The following is a 21,817-nucleotide window of genomic DNA, read 5'->3' as shown; positions in this document are numbered from 1 at the left end:
GTGACGGTCATTGAACGAGGGGCGAGTGGCGTTTATTCCTGGTCTGCGCGGGCTTATTTCGCGCGTGATTTCAATGGCTGAGCCGGATGGATGGAAGGGCGTCTCGCAACGAACGTGGGGCGTGGTTATTCCGTTGTTCTGATCAGGAAGTGGCGAGCGCGCGGTTGTGTATTGCTGCGACTTTTATTCCAGTGCCATCGTATCGGAAGGGCGCGCGCTGCCGTGCGCGAAAAAGCCGATATGCGCAGTCAGCTTAAAAGCTTTTCTCATGCGCGAAACTGCTCGCCGGCAAGGACACGCGCGTGCAGCAATCGCCTTGCTATTTTCAGGCGCGCGTACCACTCTGCATGAAGAATACCGCCTGTTCGCACGCCGGCAACGGGCGCGTCCTTCCGGGTGGAGCACGCCATGATGTCCGCCATCGCCGTTTACGATCCGCACCGTCAATTGCTGCCGTTTCGCGAATCGCTGCTCGCGATGCTCGGCATCGCGTTCGTTTCGATGCTCGTCGCGCTGGATCAGACGATTGTCGGCACGGCGCTGCCGCGCATCGTCGCCGATCTGAAGGGCTTCGATTTCTACGCCTGGGTCGCGACGTCGTACATGCTCGCGTCCGTCATCACGATCCCGATCTTCGGGCGGCTCGGCGATCTGTACGGGCGTAAGCCGTTCCTGCTCGCGGCGATCCTGCTGTTCACGCTCGCGTCGATGCTGTGCGGGCTCGCGACCAACATGCTGTTTCTCGTAGCCGCGCGCGGCCTGCAAGGCATCGGCGGCGGCATTCTGATCGGCACCGTGTTCGCGACGGTCGCCGATCTGTTCCCCGACCCGAAGCTGCGACTCCGCTGGCTCGTGTTCGTCACGTCGTCGTTCGGCATCGCGAACATCGTCGGGCCGACGCTGGGCGGCATGCTCACGCAGATGCAGAGCTGGCGGCTCGTGTTCTTCGTCAACGTGCCGATCGGCGTGGTGTCGCTGGTTTTCGTTCAGCTGTTCGTGCCGAAACTGCGTCGTCTGAAAGAGCGCGGGCCGGTCCAGCTCGACTGGCTCGGTGCATTCGTCGTCGCCGTGACGTTCAGCGCGCTGCAACTGCTGATCGAACTGCTGCCGAGGAAGGGCATCAGCGGCACAACGATTCTGCTCTTCCTGATCACGACCGTCTGCGGCTTGACGCTGTACTTCTGGGAAAAGCGCATGGGCTATCCCGTCGTGCCCGTCGATGTGCTGCTCGACCGCAAGCTCGCGGCGCTGTTCGCGATGGCCGTGCTCGGCGGCTTTGCGCTGTTCTCGATGGTGTTCTATGTGCCGCTGCTGTTCCAGGGCGGCTATGCGATGTCGCCGCACGACTCCGGCATGCTGATCACGCCGTTGCTGCTCGGCACCACGGTCGGCAGCGTGCTCAACAATCGCATCGTCACGCGCATCCGCCGCGCGAACGGCCTCATGTACATCGGCTTTACGCTGTGCGTGATCGGCTGTCTCGCGCTGGTCGCGCTCAAGGGCAACGAGCCGCATATCGTATGGATGTCGTGCATGGGCCTGAGCGGACTCGGACTCGGCCTCGTCGTGACGAATCTGACGATCTGCTCGCAACAGATCGTCGCGCGCGATCATCTCGGCGCGGTGACGGCGCTGCTGCAATCGCTGCGTATCTTCGGCGGGATGCTCGGCACGGCGATCACGGGCGCGCTGCTCGGGCATCTGTACACGCAGGGCGTCAACCGTTCGCTCGATTCGTATCAGGCGACGCAGTGGCTTAAGTCGTTCGCGAGCCCCGACGTGCTGGTCGATCGCGCGGAGCAGTCGGCGCTGATCGAACGTCTGGTGGCAGCAGGGCATTCCGGCGATCCGATGATGCACATGGCGCGGGAAGCGCTCGTCGCGTCGATCCATATCGGGCTTGCCGTCGCGGCGCTGGCGGCGTTGATCGGGCTGTGCCTCGCGTGGTTCGTGCCCGCCGTGCAGGTCGCGTATGCGGAGGCCGAAGCCCGCGGCACGTGACTTCGCGGCGTTCAGCTTGTCATCGGGGCTGTTTGCTTTCGCCCGGACGGGCGGCCCGCTTTTGCTATGATGGCTGTATAGATATACAGTCCTTCTTCAGCCTTTCTGTCCCCGACATTCGTGCCGACCGACGCGCCCGATCCGTATTCCGGGTCTCCCTTCTACTACCTGCTGAATTTCGAGCGCGCGCTCGCGTGGATTGCCGAGCGTTACGACGACCTGCTCGATGTCGGCGAGCGCGCTTTTCTGCACACGTTTCTGCACGACGCGGCGCGGTTGCCGCGAGCGTCGCGCGCGCTGCTCGTTCGCATGCTGATGCGCAAGGGCACGCTGTTTCGCACGGGGCGTCTCGCGTATGCGGAGATCGGCTGCGCGCTGGAGGCCGCCGCGCCGCTTGCCGCACTCGGATGGATCGATGCGGATGCGCACGTGTCGCTCGACGAACTGTTCGCGCTCGCGACGCGCCCCGAGCTTCAGCGCATGTTCGCCGACGCGCCCGCGCTCAAGGGCGCGCGCAAGGCCGAATGGCTCGAAGCGTTGCGCGCGGACGCGGACCGTGAGGACCATTCGGCCCATGCAGTTCATTCAAGGCAACGGCGTTATCGCGAGTGGGATGCCGCGTCGGATGAAGCCGCGTTGCGCGTGCTCGTCGCGCCGCTGTGCGAGCGCTTCAGGTTGATGTTTTTCGGCAATCTGCATCAGGACTGGTCCGAGTTCGTGCTCGCCGACCTGGGCGTGTTCCAGTACGAGCGCGTCGCGTTTGCCGACTCGTCGCGCGCGTTTCAGCAAAGCGCCGATGTCGACTGCTATCTGGCGCTGCATGCATGCCGCGAAGCGCTGGAACTGACGGGCGGCGAGGCGCCGGAGCCGCTGCTCGAAGCCGTCGATGCAATCGATACGCAAGACAACGCGTGGCTCGCGCTGCGCCGTGCGAAGCTGCTGTTCGCAATCGGCCAGCATGCCGAGCGCCGGCACGACTGGGATATGGCGTTGCGTGTCTACGAGCGCTGCGCGTGGCCGGGCGCGCGGCACCGGCGCATGCGCGTGCTCGAACGCGCGGGCCGCGATGCGCGAGCGCTCGCGCTGGCGCTTCAGGCCGCCGATGAACCGGAAAGCGAAGAGGAGTTGCAGCGGCTTGCGCGTATCGTGCCGCGTCTGCAACGGCGGCTCGGACTTGCCGCGCACAAGCCGGTGAAAGCGCGCGCCGCGCCGCGCAGCATGCTCGAACTGCCGCGTCCTGCCAGTCCGTTCGCAGTCGAATATATCGCACGCGATCATCTGTCGACGGACGATGCGCCCGTTCATTACGTCGAGAACGCGCTGATCAATTCGCTTTTCGGCCTCTTGTGCTGGGAGCCCGTGTTCGCGGCCGTGCCCGGCGCGTTTTTCCACCCGTTCCAGCGCGGTCCCGCCGATCTGCATGCGCCGGACTTTCGCTCGCATCGCGCCGCGCTGTTCGACGCATGCTTCGCGCAACTCGACAGCGGCGAATATCGCGCGACGATACAGCATCACTTCGAAGCTAAAGCAGGGTTGCAATCGCCGTTCGTGTTCTGGGGCATGCTGACGCCCGAGCTGCTGACGCTCGCGCTCGATTGCCTGCCCGCTGCGCATCTGAAGCTGTGGTTCGAGCGGTTGCTGGCCGACGTACGCGCGAACCGTTCGGGCTTGCCCGATCTGATCCGCTTCTGGCCACGCGAGCGGCGGTACGAGCTGATCGAGGTGAAAGGGCCTGGCGATCGTCTGCAGGACAACCAGATCCGCTGGCTCGAGTACTGCATGCAGCATCGCATGCCCGTGAGCGTGCTCGACGTGCGCTGGGTCGGCGGCAACGACGATGCGGGTACGCTTGCGGGCGCGGACATCGGCGACGTTAGCGACATGGAGGCGGCATGACTTACATCGTCGCCGTGCGCACGCTGTGCGAATTCACCGCAAGGCGCGGCGATCTCGATCTTCGCTTCACGCCCGCGCCTTCGGCGCTAGAAGGTATCGCCGGGCATCAGACCGTGACGGCGCGGCGCGCGCCGGGCTACGAAACCGAGATCACGCTGACGGGCACGCATGGTTCGCTCACCGTTCGCGGCCGCGCCGACGGCTATGACCCCGCGCTCAACCGGCTCGAAGAGATCAAGACGCATCGGGGCGATCTGGAACGGATGCCTGCGAATCATCGCGTACTGCATTGGGCACAGGCACTCGTGTATGGGCATCTGCTGTGCGTAGCGCGCGAACTCGACGAAATCACCGTCGCGCTCGTGTACTTCGACATTGCGAATCAGAAGGAAACCGTGCTGACCGAGCGGCACACGGCCGCGTCGTTGCGCGCATTTTTCGAGGACCAGTGCGAACGTTTCGTCGCATGGGCCGCGCGCGAAGCGACGCATCGCGATGCGCGCAATGCTGCGCTGAGCGCGCTGCGTTTTCCGTATCGCGAGTTTCGCAGCGGACAGCGCGAGTTGTCGGTGGCCGTGTTCCGCGCCGCGCGGGACGGACGCTGCCTGATGGCGCAAGCGCCGACGGGCATCGGCAAGACGCTTGGCACGATCTTTCCGTTGCTGAAGGCGTGCGGCGCGGATCATCTCGACCGTGTGTTCTTTCTGACCGCAAAGACCCCGGGCCGTGCACTCGCGCTGGATGCGATCGAGTCGCTGCATCGAAACGAAGAGGCGCTGCCGCTGCGCACACTCGAACTCGTCGCGCGCGACAAGGCGTGCGAGCATCCCGACAAATCATGCGACGGCGAATCGTGTCCGCTCGCGCGCGGCTTCTATGACCGGCTGCCCGCTGCGCGCGACACGGCGTTGCAGTCGCGCATGCTCGATCGCGCGGCCGTGCGCGAAGCGGCGCTCGCGCACGGCATCTGTCCGTACTATCTCGCGCAGGAGTTGTCGCGCTGGTGCGATGTCGTGATCGGCGACTACAACTACTACTTCGACGGTAGCGCAATGCTGTATGCGCTCACGCAGATGAACGGCTGGCGCGTCGCCGTGCTCGTCGACGAGGCGCACAATCTGCCCGACCGCGCGCGCCGCATGTACAGCGCGACGCTCGATCAGGGCGCGTTTCGCGGTGCGCGTCATGCGGCGCCCGCTGCGCTGAAGAAGCCATTCGACCGCGTGAATCGCGAGTGGAATGCATTGAACCGCGAGCGCAACGCACGTTACGAAGTGCTGGCCGCCGTGCCGCCGAAGCTGCAATCGGCGGTGCAGAATCTGATCGCATCGATTGGCGATCAGCTTGCCGAAGCGCCGCAACCCATCGACGAAACCGTGCTTCGTTTTTATTTCGATGCGCTGCATTTCGTGTCGCTGGTCGAGGCGTTCGGCGATCACTCGATTGTCGACGTGACGCTCGATTCGTATCAAGGAGCCGCGCGAGCGAAGTCGTCGACATCGCTTTGCGTGCGCAACGTGATTCCTGCGCCGTTCCTGAAGCCGCGCTATGCGGCTGCGCGCGCGACGGTTCTGTTCTCGGGGACGCTCAGTCCGCGGCACTTCTATCGCGACATGCTTGGCTTGCCCGACGAAACCGGCTGGCTCGACGTCGAAGGGCCCTTCAGGGCAGAGCAACTGGACGTGCATGTCGCCCATCACGTATCGACGCGCTGGCGCGACCGCGAGCGCTCGCTCGCGCCGATCGTCGATCTGATCGCGGAGCAGTACGCGCAGCGTCCGGGCAACTATCTCGGCTTTCTTAGCAGCTTCGATTATCTTCAGCGCGTCGTCGATTCGATGCGCGAGCGTCATCCGCATGTGCCCATCTGGACGCAGGAACCGCGCATGGACGAAGCGGCACGCGACGCGTTTCTCGCGCGCTTTCGCGCGAGCGGAGCGGGCGTCGGCTTTGCGGTGTTGGGCGGCGCGTTTTCGGAGGGCGTGGATCTCGTCGGCGATCAACTGATCGGCGCGTTCATCGCGACGCTCGGTCTGCCGCAGATGAACGATGTCAACGAGCAGATGCGCCGCACGTTCGACGCGAAGTTCGGCAATGGCTATGACTATGCTTATCTGTTTCCGGGCTTGCAGAAGGTCGTGCAGGCGGCCGGGCGCGTGATTCGCACCGAGCACGATGCGGGCGTCGTGCATCTGATCGATGACAGGTATCGGCGGGGTGATGTCAGGCGGCTGTTGCCGCGGTGGTGGAGAGTCGCATAGTTTTTTGTCTGCGACAAAAAAAGGAAACGGAAGTGCATACAGAATACCGCTTCACCACGATCTGGCGCATCAAAGCGCCACTCCCGGCCGTGTGGGACGCGATCCACGATCCGGCCGCCTGGCCGCGCTGGTGGAAAAGCGTCGAGCGCGTGATCGAAGTGGAGACGGGCGCAAGCGACGGCGTCGGCGCGTTGCATCGCTATACGTGGAAAGGGCGCTTGCCGTATCGCGTCGCGTTCGATATGCGGGTCACGCGCGTCGAGCCGCTCGTCGTGCTCGAAGGCGAAGCATGCGGCGATGTCGAGGGCACGGGGCGCTGGCAGTTCTCGTCGCACGGCCCGGTGACAGTCGTGCGCTACGAATGGCGCGTGCGCACGAAGCGCGGCTGGATGAACCTGCTTGCGCCGCTCGCGCGCCCGTTCTTCAAATGGAACCACGACTACGTGATGCAGCAAGGCGGCGAAGCGCTCGCGACTCTGCTCGATGCGCGTCTCGTCGGCATCGAGCACTCGTCGTGAAGCAAGCGACGCATCAGTGACGCGCGGCCTTCGGCTCGGGCTTGTCCGTCTTTGAGCCGTCGGGTGCGCTCGCGGGACGCGGCGGTCCTTCGGGTTCTTCGCCGTTGGCAATGCCAGGCTGCGCATTGGGCGCAATGAGCACGTTGCGCTGCGGATTGGAGATCTCGATACCTTTCTCGCGGAACGCCTCGAAAATGCGCCGGTTGAATTCGCGCTGCACCGGCCAGCGCGCGCTGTCGCGGCATTGGATCTGGCCCACGAGCGTGACGGACGCGCCGTCGACGGCATCGACGCCCCAGAAGCTGAAGTCCGACAGGATGCCGTCCTTGAACTTGTCGTCCTCGCGCAGCGCAGCGCCAATTTCTTTTAGCGTCGCGATCGCGAGATCGACGTCCTGGCCGTAGGCGATGCTGACCTTCACGGCCGCGTTGCCAAGTCCGCGATTCGTGTTGTTCACCGTCGACACGGAACTGAACGGCACCGTGTACAACGAACCGTCGCCGCCGCGCAGACGCACCGTGCGGATCGACAGATACTCGACCGTCCCCGACACGCCCGCGAGCGTCACCCAGTCGCCGACCTGCATCGCGTTTTCCATCAGCAGGAAGATCCCCGTGATGAAGTCCTGCACCAGCTTTTGCGAGCCGAAGCCGAGCGCGACGCCGAAGATGCTTGCGCTCGCAAGCAGCGGCGCCGTGTTCACGCCGAGCTCGCTCAGGCCCGTCAGCACGACGACGATCGCGATCACCACGAAGAGGGCCGTGCGCAGCATCGGCACCAGCGTGCGCAGACGCGCGGCGCGCACGAGGTCGCCGCTCTTCGTCCATTGATCGAGGCGCTTCTCGACCGAGACGTTCGCGACTTCCCACACGATCAGCGCGATCACAGCCGCCACGCAGATCGTGATCAGCGCGGATGTCAAACGGTGGCCGATCGCGCCCGGACGGAAGAACTGCCACACGCCGATGCCCCACACCTGAAGCAGCACGAGCACGGTGACGACCGCGATGGCAGTCGATACGATGCGCCGTATCAGCGGATAGTAGCGGTACGCGTGCTGATGAAGCAGCGAGCGGCTCTTGCCCTCCTCGACATGAAAGAGCCGTCCGAGCGCGCCGAACACCACGATCGACACGATGCGCGCAGCGACCAGCACGATCAGCGACAGCCCGCCCAGGTGCAGCAGCGTCCGATAACCGTTGTGCACGTCGAGCGCCCACACGAACCACAGCGCCATCACGACGAACACGGCGACGCCCGCCCACATGTCGATGAGCCCGTGCGCGAGCAGCTTCATCGGACGCTGGCTCTCGCTCGTGCGCTCCAGCACGAGCGCGGCGATCGGCGCGCGGCATTGCAGGATCATGATCGACACCATCACGTGTCCGACCAGCGCGAGCAGCTTGACGAGAGGCAGATGCGCCGCATCGCTCAGGCCGAGCGCCGTGGAAATCTGGATCAGCGCGCCGCCCACGCCGATCACGCTGACGATGCGGACCACCCAGCGCTGCATGAAGAGCGCCCAGCTATCGGGCAGCCGCAACAGGCGCAGGCCGGGCGCGTCGGGTTGCAGGAAAAAGCCCGCCGCGATGACGATCGCGCGGCAGATCACATAGAGGTCGATCAGGCCGTTGAGCGCGTCGTCCTGGATCGTGCCGTCGTCGGTGAAGAACGACATCAGCGCGCTTGCCGCCGCGACGAACGCGACGAGCGGCAGCATGCGCACGCACAGTTGCAGCGCGGCGCTCGGCAGACGTTGCAGCGTGGTCCAGTGATGCGCCGCCTGGCGTTTGCTGCGGGCTTCCTTCTGCTCGTCGTCGGGGCTGTCGGGTTTGGCGCCCGGCGTTGCAGCAGATCCCGCCGATCCTGCCGACGAGGGCGGCGTCGACATCGATCGCGCCGCCGGGCTCGCGGGCGGGCTCTTGTCTGTCGTAGCGGTTTCGGTCGCGGTTGCCGCGGCGCTCACGGCACCCGCTGCGCGCGCCGCAGCGTCTTCTTCTGCCTGATGCGCCGCGTCGCGTGCCTCGCGCGGCTCGCGCCGCGCGATGATTGCCGCGCGCGCCCGGCGCAACACGCGCCGCACGATCCACTCGAGCACGATCGAGGGCAGCAGCGTGCCGATCAGCGCGAGCAGCACGCCGCCGACCTTCGCGCGCTCGCGCGGATCGGATAGTTGCACGTTCCACCAGTAGCGCGCCGACGACGTATCGAGCAGCACGGCCACCGATCGCCTGAGCGTCGCGCCGCCTTGCGCGAGCCAATGCGCGCCCTGGCGCGCCAGCTGCGATGCGAGGCCGTTCGACTTGAACGCGGCGGGCGCGCTCGCGCCCGATGCGCTCGCCGCCGCAGCCGCCGACGCGCCGGATGCGGGCGCGGGCGCAGCAGGTGTCGCGAGCGCGCCTGCTGCGGCAATCGCCGTCAGCGTGTCTTCGATCTGCGCGCGTCTTTTCGGATCGTTGAGGACGGCCAGCGCCTCGCGGGCCTGCTCGGGCGTCAGCGTGACGGTGGTGGCGGAGGCGCCCGTCGCGGTCGTCGCCGTGACGGCAGAAAAGGCAGGGGCGCTGAAAAGCGCCAGCAGACAGATCAGAAGGAATTTGCGCATGTAGGGCCGGTGGGCGGCGGCGATGCGCGTACGGCTGGACGCGATGCGGCGCCGGGAGCCACCACGTTTCGACTGAAAATTAAAACGACAGCGGCGGGGCGCGATAAGTTCCGCAACCGGTTCGCAAACGGCGATCCAGCGCGCATCCGGGCGTGCGATGCGCGCTTTTGGTGCCTATGGATAAACGCAGCGCGAACGCATTCGCACGATTAGCGTTCGCCGGCGCGCGCGGGCTTGCCGAGCGTGCCGTCGACGGCTTCCGTGAAGGTCCGTTCCTCGCGCAGAATGAAGCGCTTCTCCTGCGCCATGCGGAAGTTCCCGACGGATGCCGGGTCGATGCGCAGCCGCGCGCGGTACGCTTCGTAGGCGGCGAGGCTGTCGAACGCGACGAGACCCCACGCGATGTCGTTCGTGCCTTCGTGCGGCAGAAAATAGCCGATCAGATGGCCGCCGCAGCGCGGAATAATTTCACCCCAGTTCTCGGCATACTGCCTGAATGCGTCGCGTTGAAAAGGATCGATCTGATAGCGGATGAAACAGGTGAGCGTCATGGAGATTCCTGTCGATGTCGTGGCTTCGTTGGGCCGAGCGCAGTCGGGCTGTGGCTGCATGAGAGCGAGTATCAGCGACGCGTGTCGCGCGATGTTTCAGGCTGGCTCGAAGTGTCGACGCGTTTTCGATGTCCCGGCAGCGCCCGTGCTTTTTAAGTGTGTTCTTCCTTCACGTGTCCGCGACGCGAGCAGAATGTGTGCTTCTCATGCAGATCGTCGATGACTGGATGACAGGTAATCAGGCAGACTGACGGTCACGGCGACTTCGTAGCGAAGCGCGTGATGGTTTACCCACCTAAAGTCAAAAAAGCATGCGCCGATAAGAATGTCGAATGGACCGACGATGATCGCGCGTTCGTTCACGATGACGGTGCATCGCGTTGCGCACCGGGTAGCGCCCGTGTCGTCTGGGCGCAGGCGCGCGAAGGGGGAAGTATGGACGTGCGGCGATTGATCTACCTGTCGGCGAAACCCAGCGCGGAAATACGTCAATTCTTCGAGCAGTGCGACTGGCTGGTGAAACCGGTCAAGTCGGTGAAGGAGGTGGCGAAGGCTGTCGACGGTTCCGATGCGGCGGGCGGGCTCCTTGACCTTGCGGGAGGATTGCCGCTTCACGAAATCGAAGCGCTCGATGCGTGCCTCGCGATGCCGACTATCGGCTGGGTCGCGATCGTATCGCCGGGGCAACTCGCCGATTCGACGATGCGGCGGCTCGTGCGCGACTACTGCTCGGACTATGTGACCGTCCCCGTCGTCCCCGAGCGGGCCGTCCGGGCCGTCGGGCATGCTCGCGGGATGGCGACGCTCGCGGGCGCGCCGCAACAGGCGCCCGTTCATACCTTCACGGAAGGCGACATGATCGGCTCATGCGAGTCGATGCAGGCGCTCTTCCGTTCGATCAAGCGCGTCGCTTCGACGGACGCGCCCGTGTTCATAGCCGGCGAATCGGGAACGGGCAAGGAGCTGACGGCCGCCGCGATTCATCAACGGTCTTCGCGCCGCGACGCTTCGTTCGTCGCGATCAATTGCGGCGCGATATCGCGCGAGCTGGTGCAGTCGGAGCTGTTCGGCCACGAACGCGGCGCGTTCACGGGCGCGACGCAACGCAGGATAGGACGCGTCGAGGCGGCGAACGGCGGCACGCTGTTTCTGGACGAAATCGGCGATCTTCCGCTGGAAAGTCAGGCGAGCCTGCTGCGGTTTCTGCAGGAACGCAAGATCGAGCGACTCGGCGGGCAGGAATCGATCGACGTCGATGTGCGGATCATCTCCGCGACGCACGTCGATCTCGATGCGGCCATCGCCGACGGGCGCTTCAGACACGATCTCTATCATCGGCTTTGCGTGCTGCGCATCGTCGCGCCGCCGTTGCGCGAGCGGGGCGGCGACATCGAACTGCTTGCGTTTCGGCTGCTCGGCCTTTTGCGGCGAGATGCGGGACGACGCTTGCAGGGTTTCGCGCCCGATGCGATGGAAGCCATACATCGCCACGCGTGGCCGGGCAACGTGCGCGAGCTGGGCAATCGCATTCGACGGGCCGTGGTGATGGCCGAAGGCAGACTGATCACGGCAAAGGATCTCGAACTGGATCATCTGGTGGATCAGACGCCCGTGTCGCTGAATCTCGCGCGCGAGGCGGCCGAACGCATGGCCATCGAACGCGCGCTACTGCGGCATCGCGGGCGCTATGGCGAGGCCGCGCGCGACCTGGGCATTTCCCGCGTCACGCTTTACCGGCTGATGGATGCGTACCGGATGCGCGAGCCGGACAGCGTCGAAATCAAGCCCGACAAGCACCACGACGACGACCACAGCGAGCCGAAATGACGAATGCGACGACGCCGACGAGGTTGGCGACGTCGGCACTCGTGCCACGCCTGCACGAATAGCGGGACGTAGCGGGTAGTAGCAAAAAGCAGCTGCTTGCGACGCGTCCGCGCGGCCTTGCCCTGATTTCTCCAGCCGCCTCTGTCAAAATGCACAGCGGAATCTTCCGCGAAACCGTTGCTGAACGAGGCTAAACGCAATGCCCAGCTCAACCAGGCCGAGCCGTGTGAAAAAACCGTCGATGCATGCGGCAGCGCAGACATCCCGCGCGTCCGCGAGTCCGCGTGAAGCGGTTGCGAGCGAAACGTCCGCGCATCCCGCGATCGATGCGCAGGTCGTGCTCGTGTTTCAGGGCGGCGGCGCGCTCGGCGCGTATCAGGCAGGCGTCTACGAGGCATTGCACGACGCGGGGATCGAGCCCGACTGGGTGATCGGCACGTCGATTGGCGCGATCAACGGCGCGATCGTCGCGGGCAATCGCCCGGCAGAGAGAATGAGCCGTCTGCGCGCCTTCTGGGAGCGCGTCACGTGGAAGGGCTTCGCGGAAGATCACACTTCGTGGCTGTCGGCCTTTGCGCCCGCGTGCGCCGCCGCGAACGTCCCCGTGTATCTGGCGGCCGCATGGAGCACATGGGCCGCATGGATGCCGGGCTACGAGCAATGGCTGCGCAACCTGTCGATCATGTCGCGCGGCATTCCGGCGTTCTTCACGCCGCGCGCCGATGCGTGGCTCGGCCTGCGAGCGCCCGTCGGCCTCGAGCACGCCGCGTTCTATCGCACCGAGCCGTTGCGCGAGACGCTCGCGTCGTTGATCGACTTCGACTATCTGAACAGCAAGGCAACGCGGCTGACGGTCGGCACAGTCGGCGTCGGCAGCGGGCAGATGCGCTATTTCACCAACCGCGACGAAGCGCTCGACGTGCAGCATGTGATGGCTTCGGCTGCGTTTCCGCCGGGCTTTCCGTCCGTGCGCATCGACGGCGAGGCGTACTGGGACGGCGGCATCTATTCGAACACGCCGCTCGAAGCGGTGCTCGACGACCGGCCGCGCCACAGCTCGGTGATCTTCACCGTGCAGTTGTGGCCCGCGCACGGCGACGAGCCAGCATCGATCCACGAAGCGATGAGCCGGCAACGCGACATCCAGTATTCGAGCCGCGCCGAAAGTCATCTCGAACGGCAGCGGCAGATTCACCGGCTGCGTCACGTGATCCGCGAACTGGGCAAGCACCTGCCCGAAAACGAACGCGATACGAAGGCCGTCAAGGAACTGCTCGGCTGGGGCTGCGGGACGACAATGCAGGTGATCGAGCTCGACGCGCCGAGCTTCGGCAGCGACGAACTGCACAAGGACATCGACTTTTCGGCGGACGGCATCAGGCGGCGCTGGCAGGCGGGCTACGCGGACGCGCAACGGATGATCGAGCGTGCGCCCTGGAGTGCGGAGCCGGACCCGATGGAGGGCATATCGATTCATCGCTCGGAGTCGCAGACGGCGTGAACCGCGCGTCGTGAGAGGCGGTGAGCGACGATGACGAGCGAGGATAAGCGACGGCGGCACGCCGGAAACATTGCGCAAACAAATCGGCATGTTGTACCTTGAATGAAGGCATCGGCAGACGGGACGTCCACGACAAGAACGACATGACTCATCCGAATGCGGCATTGATCGAACGGTTCTACGAGGCGTTCCAGCGGCTCGACGTCAACGCGATGGCGGCCTGCTATGCGCCCGACGTGATGTTCAGCGATCCCGTGTTCGGCGAGCTGCATGGCGCCGAAGTGTCCGACATGTGGCGCATGCTGGCGTCGCGCGCGCAGGAGTTGACGATTGCTTTCGGCCACGTCGCTGCCGACGATGCGAGCGGCAGCGCGCACTGGGTCGCGAGCTATGTGTTCAGTCAGACAGGCAGGACGGTCGTCAATCCGATCGACGCGCGCTTCGTGTTCCACAACGCGCTGATCGTCGAGCATCACGATCGCTTCGATCTGTGGCGCTGGGCGAGTCAGGCATTGGGCGCGAAGGGCGCGCTCCTTGGCTGGACGCCGTTCGTGCAGAACGCGATCCGCGCGCGGGCCAGACACGGGCTGACGGCGTGGCGTGCAACGAACGCATCAAGCGGGCATGAGGCGAACAGGAAGGGAGCATGAAGTGCGCAGGAAGCGCGCAGAAAGTGCCCTTGATGGACAGGCGGAATGCGTACATGCGCGGCGCAATGCTGGCATCGTGCCGCTGGATGTGCGTGGTATTCCGTTTGCAACACAGGCAGAACGAACGACATAGCGAGGCTCCAATGCAAGTCGTGGATGCTGCATGGCAGGAATGGCTCGCGACCAACGTGAGTCGCGGGTGCACGCAGGAATCGATGGTCGACGCGATGGTGCAGGCGGGCTTCGATGCACTGGCTGCGCGCGAAATCGTGGGCCGCGCGGCCGCCGAAAACAGCGTGGAGGCGGATGCCGTCAAGCCATCGGGCGGCGAGGGCGCCTATGAATACGATGCGTGCCCGGTTGCCGCGGGCAATATCGTGCGCACGCACGACCGCGATGTGCCCGTCGTGCTGCGCGTCGATCGCCCGCAGGTGATCGCGTTCGACGACGTGCTGTCGGCCGACGAATGCACGGAGCTGATCGAGCGCGCGCGAAACCGGCTGAAGCGCTCGACGACCGTTAATCCCGACAGCGGACAGGAAGATGTGATCACGTTGCGCACCAGCGAGGGCTTCTGGTTTCAGCGCTGCGAGGATGCGTTCATCGAGCGGCTGGACCGCCGTATCGCCGAACTGATGAACTGGCCGCTCGAACACGGCGAGGGCCTGCAGATCCTGCACTACAGGGCGGGCGGCGAATATCGCCCGCATTTCGACTATTTCCCCCCCGCGCAATCGGGCAGCGCGCTGCATACGGCGCGCGGCGGCCAGCGGGTCGCGACGCTGATCGTCTATCTGAGCGATGTCGAGGGCGGCGGCGAAACGGTGTTTCCGGAGGCCGGCATCACCGTGATGGCGCGACGGGGCGGCGCCGTCTACTTCCGCTACCGGAACGGACGCGGGCAACTCGATCCACTGACGCTGCACGGCGGCGCGCCTGTCACGGGCGGTGAAAAGTGGATCATGACCAAGTGGATGCGCGAGCGCGCGTACGTGTAAGTGCAGTCCGGCGCGCGAGTCTCTTCGCGCGCGCATAAAAGAATCAGGAATGGCGTGTGCTCATTGCGCCGCATGGACGCGCGGACATCCGGCGTTCGATGCGACGCGTGAGCGCCGTCCTGACTGGAAAAAGAACGCGGGGACCGACGATGGACAACTATCAACTGGAAAGCGAGTTGCACCACCTCGAGCGCGTGCTCAGCCATATGGCCGCCGAGCATCGGTTTCCGCTCTCGTATTGGCGCACCCGGCTGAACACCGTGCTCGCGGCGCCGCTAGTGCCTTCGCAGCGTACCCGCGCGCGCAAGCTCGACGACATGCTGCGCACACTGGAGACGCGCACGCCGGAAATCGGCTGACGGCGCGTTCGATCGCGCACAACGAGCAACGCGGAGCAACACAGGGAGCGTAAAACGACAAGACGTCGGCCGCGTTGCAACGTGGCCCGTTTCGCGTTTCAGTCCGATGATGGGCTAATTCAACGGCGCGCTGCCCGAGCGCGGCGACGCGGCATCGGTTGCATGTTCGCGGCCGAGCAGCAGATCGACTTGCCCGAGCAGGATCTCGCGCGCGACGGGCTTGTGCAACGTGCACTCGCACTTCAGATCAGTGGGAATATCCGGCGACGCGCTCCACAGGATCACGGGCATGCCGTCGAGTCCGGGATCGCTCTTGAGCGTGCGGCACACTTCGACCCCGCTCATCTCGGGCATCATCAGGTCCGTGATCACGAGCGCGGGATGCACGCGCTGCGCCAGTTCGACGCCCTGGCGGGCATTGAAGGCCGTGAGCACGTGAAAACCCTCCAGTTCGAGCAGGAGCGCCCATGCAATCAACAGATCCGGCTCGTCGTCGATGAGCAGGATGGTGGGAAGACGGCTATCCGATATTGCGTTCGAATCCATGTACACAGGCAGGCTTCTTACTCGCAGACCGGAATCCGGCGCATGCGATGTGTCATCGTTTAATTGGTTCCGGCGCATGCACGACGCGTGCCAAATGAATGACGGAGTCCATTCGAATGACCGCGTGGTGATCGCGCGGCCATGAAGCGCATACGTCGTCGCCCAGGAGGGGCGGGGCTTGCGGACGTTTCGGCCCTGCGCGCGAACCGGCATGAAGCCGCACGAGCACTGCTGCCGTGGAGGGTTGCGGTGCGCAAAAATTATCGATGACGTTGTAAGTTCTGACCCGCGGCGGCGACGATTTTTATCGCGCGATGCTGTATGAACTCAAGCCTCGTCATGGCATGCAATACGCGCCACGCGGCGCTTCATGTCGGGTCCAACGGTGTCGTTTCAGGTAGACTGTTGGGCTATGGACAGACTATCCAGCCGATCGCGCACGGTGATCTCCGTCGACGCCACGCAGGTATTCGAGCTGTTGCCTGACGCGTGGCTCATCCTCGACGAGCGCTGCGAGGTCGTGGCCGCGAACGCGCGTTATCGCGAGATGCACGGTGTTACGCTGGCCGATATCCAGGGCTGTTCGATCCACGACATCAATCAGGTCGGTCCGCAATCGCAGCGGGAATTGCGCCGCAGCTGGCTCGATTCGCTACTGGCCGGTCTCGTGCCTGGCGAGCCGCGTCTTTCTTCGTTGATCCGTTATGACACACCCGCGCCGGACAGGAGCGACGGCACGCTGACGCCGCGCTACTGGCAGGCGCGCGCGTCGATGATCGAGCCGAGCGACGGCCGGGCGCCGCTGATCGCGATGTGCATGATGGACGTGACCGAATCGCTCGCGATCACCGAACGCGATCAGCGCGAGCGCGAAAAACTGCGTTCGCAGGTGCGCCGGCGTCAGGTGCTGGTCGACGAAGCGAACGCGGAACTGCGCATGCATCGCGAGCAGTTGCGTCAGGCGCTCGAGTTCGCGCATGTCGGCGCGTGGGAACTCGATCCGGCGACGGGCACGATCGACGCCACCGAACAATGCAAGATCAATCTCGGCCTGTCGGCGTCCGATGCGCTGACCGAGCAGCGCCTTTTCGACGAGCTGATCGACGACGCCGACCGCGCGCGCGTGAAGGACGCGATGCAACGGGCGCTTGCGCGACGCGAGCACTTCGAAGTCGAGTTCCGCGTCACGTGGCCCGACCTCACGGTGCGCTGGGTGCTGCTGCGCGGGCTCGGCCGCTATCGCGACGACAACACGCTGAAGTCGACTGTCGGCTTTACGCTCGATATCACGTCGCGCAAGGAATCTGAGCTGGAACAGCGCGCGATCGCCGAATCTGAAAAACGCGCGCGCAAGCATAGCGACGAAGCGGCGCGCGCGATGGATCGATTCGTCACGGCCGTGAGCCACGAATTGCGCTCGCCGCTCGGCGCGATTCTCTCGTGGACGACGCTGCTGCAACGTGCCGCCGATCCCGCGCACGTGACGCGCGCGGCGGGCGTGATCGAGCGCAACGCGCATCAGCTTGCGCATATGGTCGACGATCTGCTCGACAGCGGCGCGATCGCGACGGGCAAGCTGTCCGTGAATCTGCAGCCCGTCGACCTGGGCGCGCTCGCAGGCAACGTCGCGGAGGACATGCGCATGTCGGCGGAAGCGAAAGGGTTGCGCTTCGTGGTCGGCGAACTCGCGCCTTGCATCGTGATGGCAGACGAAAGCCGGATGAAGCAGGTCGCGTGGAATCTGCTGTCGAATGCAGTGAAGTTCTGCGCGCAGGGCGAAGTGGAATTGAGCGTGACGGTGAAGGGCCAGCAGGCGGAACTGTCGGTGCGCGATACCGGCTGCGGCATCGAGCCCGATGCGCTGACGCGCATTTTCGAGCGCTTTCGCCAGGTCGATCCCGAAAGCGGCGGGCGCGTCGCGGGGCTGGGTCTCGGGCTATGGCTCGTCAAGCATCTCGTCGATCTGCATCACGGCACCGTCGTGGCCGAGAGCGCGGGGCGCGGCGAGGGTTCGACGTTCAGAGTGACGCTGCCGCTTTATCGTTGACACCATCGTCGAGCGAAACGCGCGGAAGTGCGTTAGCGTTCGCCTATAGGTATATCGCTATAGGTGTACGTCGCTACAGGTACATCGATTGCTGCCCGCAGCGCTGCTGCCGTGCATGCAGCATGCGCCGCTCAATTCGCCTGAGGAACCCACCATGCCGATCGATCCCCGCATTGCCGAGGGCCTGCCTTTTCCACTCGGCGCGACATGGGACGGCAGGGGCGTCAATTTCGCGCTCTTCTCCGCCAATGCAACGAAAGTCGAGTTGTGCCTGTTCGACGAGACGGGCGAGAACGAACTCGAACGCATCGAGTTGCCCGAATACACCGACGAAGTGTGGCACGTGCATGTCGCCGGATTGAAGCCGGGCACTGTTTACGGCTATCGCGTACATGGTCCGTATGAGCCCGAGGCCGGTCATCGTTTCAATCCGAACAAGCTGCTGCTCGATCCGTATGCGAAGGCGCATGTGGGCGCGCTGCGCTGGGACCCGTCGCTGTTCGGCTACACGCTCGAATCTGAGGACGACCTCACATTCGACGAGCGCGACAGCGCGCCTTTCATGCCGAAGTGCCAGGTCGTCGATCAGACGTTCAACTGGACGCACCCCACTCGCATTCGCGTGCCGTGGGACCGCACGATCGTCTACGAGACGCATGTGCGCGGCTATACGAAACGTCATCCCGGCGTGCCCGAAGCGCTGCGCGGCACCTTCGACGGTCTCGCGCAAAAGGCGGTGATCGACCATATCAGGCGCATCGGCGTAACGACGATCGAACTGCTGCCCATTCATTCGTTCGTCAACGATCAGTATCTGCTCGACAAGGGGCTCACCAACTACTGGGGCTACAACACGATCGGCTTTTTCGCCGCCGATCCGCGTTACTTCGCGCGCGGCCCCGGCGCAGTCGACGAATTCAAGGCGATGATCGACCGCCTGCACGACGCGGGCCTCGAACTGATACTCGACGTCGTGTACAACCACACGGCCGAGGGCAACGAGCGCGGGCCGACGCTGTCGTTTCGCGGCATCGACAACGCGTCGTACTACCGGCTGATGCCCGAGCAGAATCGCTACTACATCAACGATACGGGCACGGGCAACACGCTGAACCTGTCGCATCCGCGCGTGCTGCAGATGGTGACGGACAGCCTGCGCTACTGGGTTACGGAGATGAACGTCGACGGCTTCCGTTTCGATCTCGCGACCATCCTCGGTCGCGAGCCGTATGGCTTCGACGAAGGCGGCGGCTTTCTCGACAGTTGCCGGCAAGACCCGATCATCTCCAGCGTGAAGCTGATTGCCGAGCCGTGGGATTGCGGGCCGGGCGGTTATCAGGTGGGCGGCTTTCCACCGGGCTGGGCCGAATGGAACGACCGCTTTCGCGACACGGTGCGCGCGTTCTGGAAAGGCGACGAAGGCGAGGCCGCGGATCTCGCGACACGCATCACGGCGTCGGGCGACTTCTTCAACCGGCGCGGCAGGCGTCCGTGGGCCAGCGTGAACTTCATCACCGCGCACGACGGCTTCACGCTGAACGATCTCGTGTCGTACAACGAGCGTCACAACGAAGCGAACGGCGAGGACAACAACGACGGCCATAGCGACAACCGTTCGTGGAATTGCGGCGCCGAAGGGCCGACCGACGATGCCGAAGTGATCGCATTGCGCGAGCGCCAGAAGCGCAACATGCTCGCGACGCTGCTGTTTTCGCAAGGCACGCCGATGCTGCTCGCCGGCGACGAATTCGGCCGCACGCAGAAGGGCAACAACAACGCGTATTGCCAGGACGATGAGATCAGCTGGGTCGACTGGACGGGCATCGACGACAACGGTCGCGCGCTGACCGAATTCGTTCGCAAGCTCACGACGCTGCGTCATGCGCTGCCCGTTCTGCGACGCAATCGCTTTCTCACGGGCGAGATGCGCGAGGACATCGGCGTGAAGGATGTGAAGTGGCTGAGTCCTGCTGGCGTCGAGTTGACGGGCGACCAATGGGACGATGCGACGATGCGCTGCTTCGGCCTCGTCATCGACGGCCGCGCGCAGGCGAGCGGCATTCGCAAGCCCGCATCCGATGCGACCTTGTTGCTGGTCGTCAACGCGTATCACGATGTCGTCGACTTCACGCTGCCGGAGATACCGGGCAGCGACCAATGGAGCTGCATGATCGATACGAACGCGCCCGAGCGAGATGAATTGCCGGACTTCGAGTCAGGCGATGTCTATCAGGTGACGGGCCGCTCGATGCTGCTGTTCGCGCTGCACGCGAAGGGCGAGACGCAACGGATCTTCGATCGGCTCGAACAACGGCTGACGGCCTAGCGCTTATCTCAAGACTATGTCAGCGACGGGCTAGACAAAATGAACATCAAGGCCCGTCGCTGACGCGTCAGACATTCACGCGCTGCGCGCAACCGTCTCTTGAGTTGCAGCCGCACCATTCGCCCAGCCCGACTGCGCGTGGGCAGCCTGACCGCCCGCATTCGCGCGACGCTGCGTGGAAGCGGCGGCGACCACATCGACGCGCGGTTGCGCCGGACGTGCATCCGTCAACGCGCCATACAGCTTCAGATACGCATGCACCGGCTTGCGCCAGCTGAAATCGCAGCGCATCGCGTTGCGCTGCAGCTTGTGCCACGTCGAGGGCCGCATGAACGCATCGAGCGCGCGTTGCAGCGCGGCGGCTACATCTTCCAGTGTTTCGCCGTCGAACAGAAAGCCCGTCGCGCCGTCTTCGGGCAGGCCGAGTTCGGGCGAACGCTCAGGCGTGTAATCGACGATCGTGTCGCGCAGCCCGCCGACACGCGACGCCACAGGAATCGTGCCGTAACGCAACGCGTAGAGCTGCGTGAGACCGCACGGCTCGAAGCGGCTGCCGTGCAGCAGAATGTCGGCGCCTGCATGCAGCATGTGCGCGAGCGCTTCGTCATAGCCGATATGCACGCCGACGCGCTGCGGCCACACGGACGCGAGATCGCGCATCGCCGCCTCCAGCGATGCATCGCCCTTGCCGAGAATCGCCACTTGCAGGCGCGGGTGACGCGCGAGCACCATAGGCACAGCCTCGGCCACGACGTCCGCGAGCTTTTGCGACGTGAGACGGCTGCCGATCGCGACGAGCGGCGCGAACGGATCGACGGTGAGGCCGAACGTCTGCTGCAGATCGCGCTTGCAGGCCTGCTTGCCGCGCACGTCGTCGGCGGAGTAGGGGCGCGCGATCAGCGGATCGGTCGCGGGATTCCACGTCTTGCCGTCGATGCCGTTCGTGATACCCGACAGCTTGTGCGCGCACGCCTGCAACACGCCGTCCATCAGATGGCCGAAGCGCGGCGTGAGGATTTCGCGCGCGTAGTTTTCGCTGACGGTCACGACCTGGTGCGCGTGCACGATGCCCGCCTTCATCATGCTGAGCGCGCCATAGAATTCGATGCTGCGCGGGTCCGACAGCGCGGGCACGAGCAGTTCCGGCGGCACGCCCATCCAGCTGCCGAGCGCGAGCGGATAGTTGCCCTGGAACGCGAGGTTGTGCACCGTGAACACGCTCTTTGCGCTCACGTTCGCGAGCTTCATCAGGAGTGGCGTGAGGCCCGTGTGCCAGTCGTGCGCGTGCACGATGTCGGGCTTCTGCACGCCGCGCACGCCGCGCGCGATGCGCGTGGCCGCTGCCGACAGCGACGCGAAACGGATCGCGTTGTCGAGATAGTCGCGGCCCTGATCGTCCTGATAGAGACTGTCGCGCTTGTACAGGTTGTCCATCTGCAACAGCAGCACGGGCACATCCGTATCGGGCATGCGCGCGCGCAGGAGCCGCGCGTCGCCGCCAGGCAGCCCGCCGATACGGCAAACGGGCGTGACGCCTTCGGCGCGCGCGAGCGCCGATGGGTACGCAGGCAAGAGGATGGTCGAATCGACGCCGGCATCGCGCAACGCGGCGGCGTACGCACTCACCATATCGCCCAGACCGCCGGACTTCGCGAGCGGCATCGCCTCCGAGGCGACGAGAAGCACGTTCAGCGTCAAGGTCATGACTCCCGGTGAAAGAGCAGATCGAGTGGA

General features: G+C 64.8%; 15 protein-coding genes. 11 read left to right on the top strand and 4 right to left on the bottom strand.

Features of this window, described 5'->3' with window-relative positions; translation table 11 throughout:
- Positions 1–408 precede the first annotated feature (408 nt).
- The 4 genes from AABE10_RS13570 (at position 409) to AABE10_RS13555 (ending at position 6,676) form a co-directional block, all read left to right on the top strand.
- The gene (locus AABE10_RS13570; RefSeq protein WP_342933749.1) at positions 409–2,001 is read left to right on the top strand and encodes an MFS transporter; all 1,593 of its coding nucleotides are present in this window, start codon (positions 409–411) and stop codon (positions 1,999–2,001) included.
- 120 nt (positions 2,002–2,121) lie between these two features.
- Positions 2,122–3,897 carry a VRR-NUC domain-containing protein gene (locus tag AABE10_RS13565; protein WP_342933748.1) on the top strand — a complete coding sequence of 592 codons (1,776 nt, stop codon included), beginning with the start codon at positions 2,122–2,124 and terminating at the stop codon, positions 3,895–3,897.
- Positions 3,894–6,158, top strand: coding sequence for an ATP-dependent DNA helicase (locus AABE10_RS13560; RefSeq protein WP_342933747.1), 2,265 nt, complete (start codon positions 3,894–3,896; stop codon positions 6,156–6,158). Before AABE10_RS13565 ends, AABE10_RS13560 begins: the two co-directional genes overlap by 4 nt.
- A gap of 32 nt (positions 6,159–6,190) precedes the next feature.
- Positions 6,191–6,676 (top strand): SRPBCC family protein, encoded by a 486-nt coding sequence (locus tag AABE10_RS13555; protein ID WP_342933746.1) that lies wholly within the window; start codon positions 6,191–6,193, stop codon positions 6,674–6,676.
- A gap of 13 nt (positions 6,677–6,689) precedes the next feature.
- Here the strand turns inward: AABE10_RS13555 and AABE10_RS13550 are convergent, their stop codons facing one another.
- Both AABE10_RS13550 and AABE10_RS13545 read right to left on the bottom strand, forming a co-directional pair.
- A complete protein-coding gene (locus AABE10_RS13550; RefSeq protein WP_342933745.1) occupies positions 6,690–9,278 on the bottom strand; it encodes a mechanosensitive ion channel domain-containing protein in 2,589 nt (862 codons plus the stop codon).
- Between the two features lie 209 nt (positions 9,279–9,487).
- A complete protein-coding gene (locus AABE10_RS13545; protein WP_342933744.1) occupies positions 9,488–9,829 on the bottom strand; it encodes an NIPSNAP family protein in 342 nt (113 codons plus the stop codon).
- A 435-nt stretch (positions 9,830–10,264) separates the two neighbouring features.
- Here AABE10_RS13545 and AABE10_RS13540 point away from each other — a divergent pair, with 435 nt between their 5' ends.
- The 5 genes from AABE10_RS13540 to AABE10_RS13520 all read left to right on the top strand — a co-directional run bounded on the left by AABE10_RS13540 (position 10,265) and on the right by AABE10_RS13520 (position 15,164).
- On the top strand, positions 10,265–11,656 hold the full coding sequence (locus AABE10_RS13540; RefSeq protein ID WP_342933743.1) for a sigma-54 dependent transcriptional regulator: 1,392 nt from the start codon (positions 10,265–10,267) through the stop codon (positions 11,654–11,656).
- Between the two features lie 241 nt (positions 11,657–11,897).
- The gene (locus AABE10_RS13535; protein ID WP_342933865.1) at positions 11,898–13,157 is read left to right on the top strand and encodes a patatin-like phospholipase family protein; all 1,260 of its coding nucleotides are present in this window, start codon (positions 11,898–11,900) and stop codon (positions 13,155–13,157) included.
- Positions 13,158–13,300: 143 nt separating this feature from the next.
- On the top strand, positions 13,301–13,807 hold the full coding sequence (locus AABE10_RS13530) for a nuclear transport factor 2 family protein (protein WP_342933742.1): 507 nt from the start codon (positions 13,301–13,303) through the stop codon (positions 13,805–13,807).
- 143 nt (positions 13,808–13,950) lie between these two features.
- Positions 13,951–14,805, top strand: coding sequence for a 2OG-Fe(II) oxygenase (locus AABE10_RS13525; RefSeq protein ID WP_342933741.1), 855 nt, complete (start codon positions 13,951–13,953; stop codon positions 14,803–14,805).
- Positions 14,806–14,954: 149 nt separating this feature from the next.
- The gene (locus tag AABE10_RS13520; RefSeq protein WP_342933740.1) at positions 14,955–15,164 is read left to right on the top strand and encodes a hypothetical protein; all 210 of its coding nucleotides are present in this window, start codon (positions 14,955–14,957) and stop codon (positions 15,162–15,164) included.
- A 114-nt stretch (positions 15,165–15,278) separates the two neighbouring features.
- On the opposite strand, the gene AABE10_RS13515 is transcribed toward AABE10_RS13520, so the two are convergent.
- The gene (locus AABE10_RS13515; protein WP_342933739.1) at positions 15,279–15,710 is read right to left on the bottom strand and encodes a response regulator; all 432 of its coding nucleotides are present in this window, start codon (positions 15,708–15,710) and stop codon (positions 15,279–15,281) included.
- A 412-nt stretch (positions 15,711–16,122) separates the two neighbouring features.
- Between AABE10_RS13515 and AABE10_RS13510 the strand changes: the two genes are divergently transcribed.
- Together AABE10_RS13510 and glgX are read left to right on the top strand one after the other, a co-directional pair.
- A complete protein-coding gene (locus tag AABE10_RS13510) occupies positions 16,123–17,757 on the top strand; it encodes a PAS domain-containing sensor histidine kinase (RefSeq protein ID WP_342933738.1) in 1,635 nt (544 codons plus the stop codon).
- 154 nt (positions 17,758–17,911) lie between these two features.
- The gene (gene glgX / locus AABE10_RS13505) at positions 17,912–20,083 is read left to right on the top strand and encodes a glycogen debranching protein GlgX (protein ID WP_342933737.1); all 2,172 of its coding nucleotides are present in this window, start codon (positions 17,912–17,914) and stop codon (positions 20,081–20,083) included.
- A 75-nt stretch (positions 20,084–20,158) separates the two neighbouring features.
- Here the strand turns inward: glgX and glgA are convergent, their stop codons facing one another.
- Complete coding sequence (glgA, locus tag AABE10_RS13500; RefSeq protein WP_342933864.1) at positions 20,159–21,781, bottom strand: glycogen synthase GlgA; 1,623 nt, start codon at positions 21,779–21,781, stop codon at positions 20,159–20,161.
- Positions 21,782–21,817 lie beyond the last annotated feature (36 nt).

The organism is Paraburkholderia diazotrophica, assembly GCF_038900755.1.
GTDB lineage: Bacteria > Pseudomonadota > Gammaproteobacteria > Burkholderiales > Burkholderiaceae > Paraburkholderia > Paraburkholderia diazotrophica_A.
This window is presented reverse-complemented; position numbering and strand designations above follow the sequence as displayed.

Bases quoted from the DNA above. Each gene is read 5' to 3' on its own strand.
- AABE10_RS13570 (WP_342933749.1), top strand. From the start codon at position 409: ATGATGTCCGCCATCGCCGTTTACGATCCGCACCGTCAATTGCTGCCG.
- AABE10_RS13560 (WP_342933747.1), top strand. From the start codon at position 3,894: ATGACTTACATCGTCGCCGTGCGCACGCTGTGCGAATTCACCGCAAGG.
- AABE10_RS13550 (WP_342933745.1), bottom strand. From the start codon at position 9,278: ATGCGCAAATTCCTTCTGATCTGTCTGCTGGCGCTTTTCAGCGCCCCT.
- AABE10_RS13545 (WP_342933744.1), bottom strand. From the start codon at position 9,829: ATGACGCTCACCTGTTTCATCCGCTATCAGATCGATCCTTTTCAACGC.
- AABE10_RS13540 (WP_342933743.1), top strand. From the start codon at position 10,265: ATGGACGTGCGGCGATTGATCTACCTGTCGGCGAAACCCAGCGCGGAA.
- AABE10_RS13535 (WP_342933865.1), top strand. From the start codon at position 11,898: ATGCATGCGGCAGCGCAGACATCCCGCGCGTCCGCGAGTCCGCGTGAA.
- AABE10_RS13530 (WP_342933742.1), top strand. From the start codon at position 13,301: ATGACTCATCCGAATGCGGCATTGATCGAACGGTTCTACGAGGCGTTC.
- AABE10_RS13525 (WP_342933741.1), top strand. From the start codon at position 13,951: ATGCAAGTCGTGGATGCTGCATGGCAGGAATGGCTCGCGACCAACGTG.
- AABE10_RS13520 (WP_342933740.1), top strand. From the start codon at position 14,955: ATGGACAACTATCAACTGGAAAGCGAGTTGCACCACCTCGAGCGCGTG.
- AABE10_RS13515 (WP_342933739.1), bottom strand. From the start codon at position 15,710: ATGGATTCGAACGCAATATCGGATAGCCGTCTTCCCACCATCCTGCTC.
- AABE10_RS13510 (WP_342933738.1), top strand. From the start codon at position 16,123: ATGGACAGACTATCCAGCCGATCGCGCACGGTGATCTCCGTCGACGCC.
- glgX (WP_342933737.1), top strand. From the start codon at position 17,912: ATGCCGATCGATCCCCGCATTGCCGAGGGCCTGCCTTTTCCACTCGGC.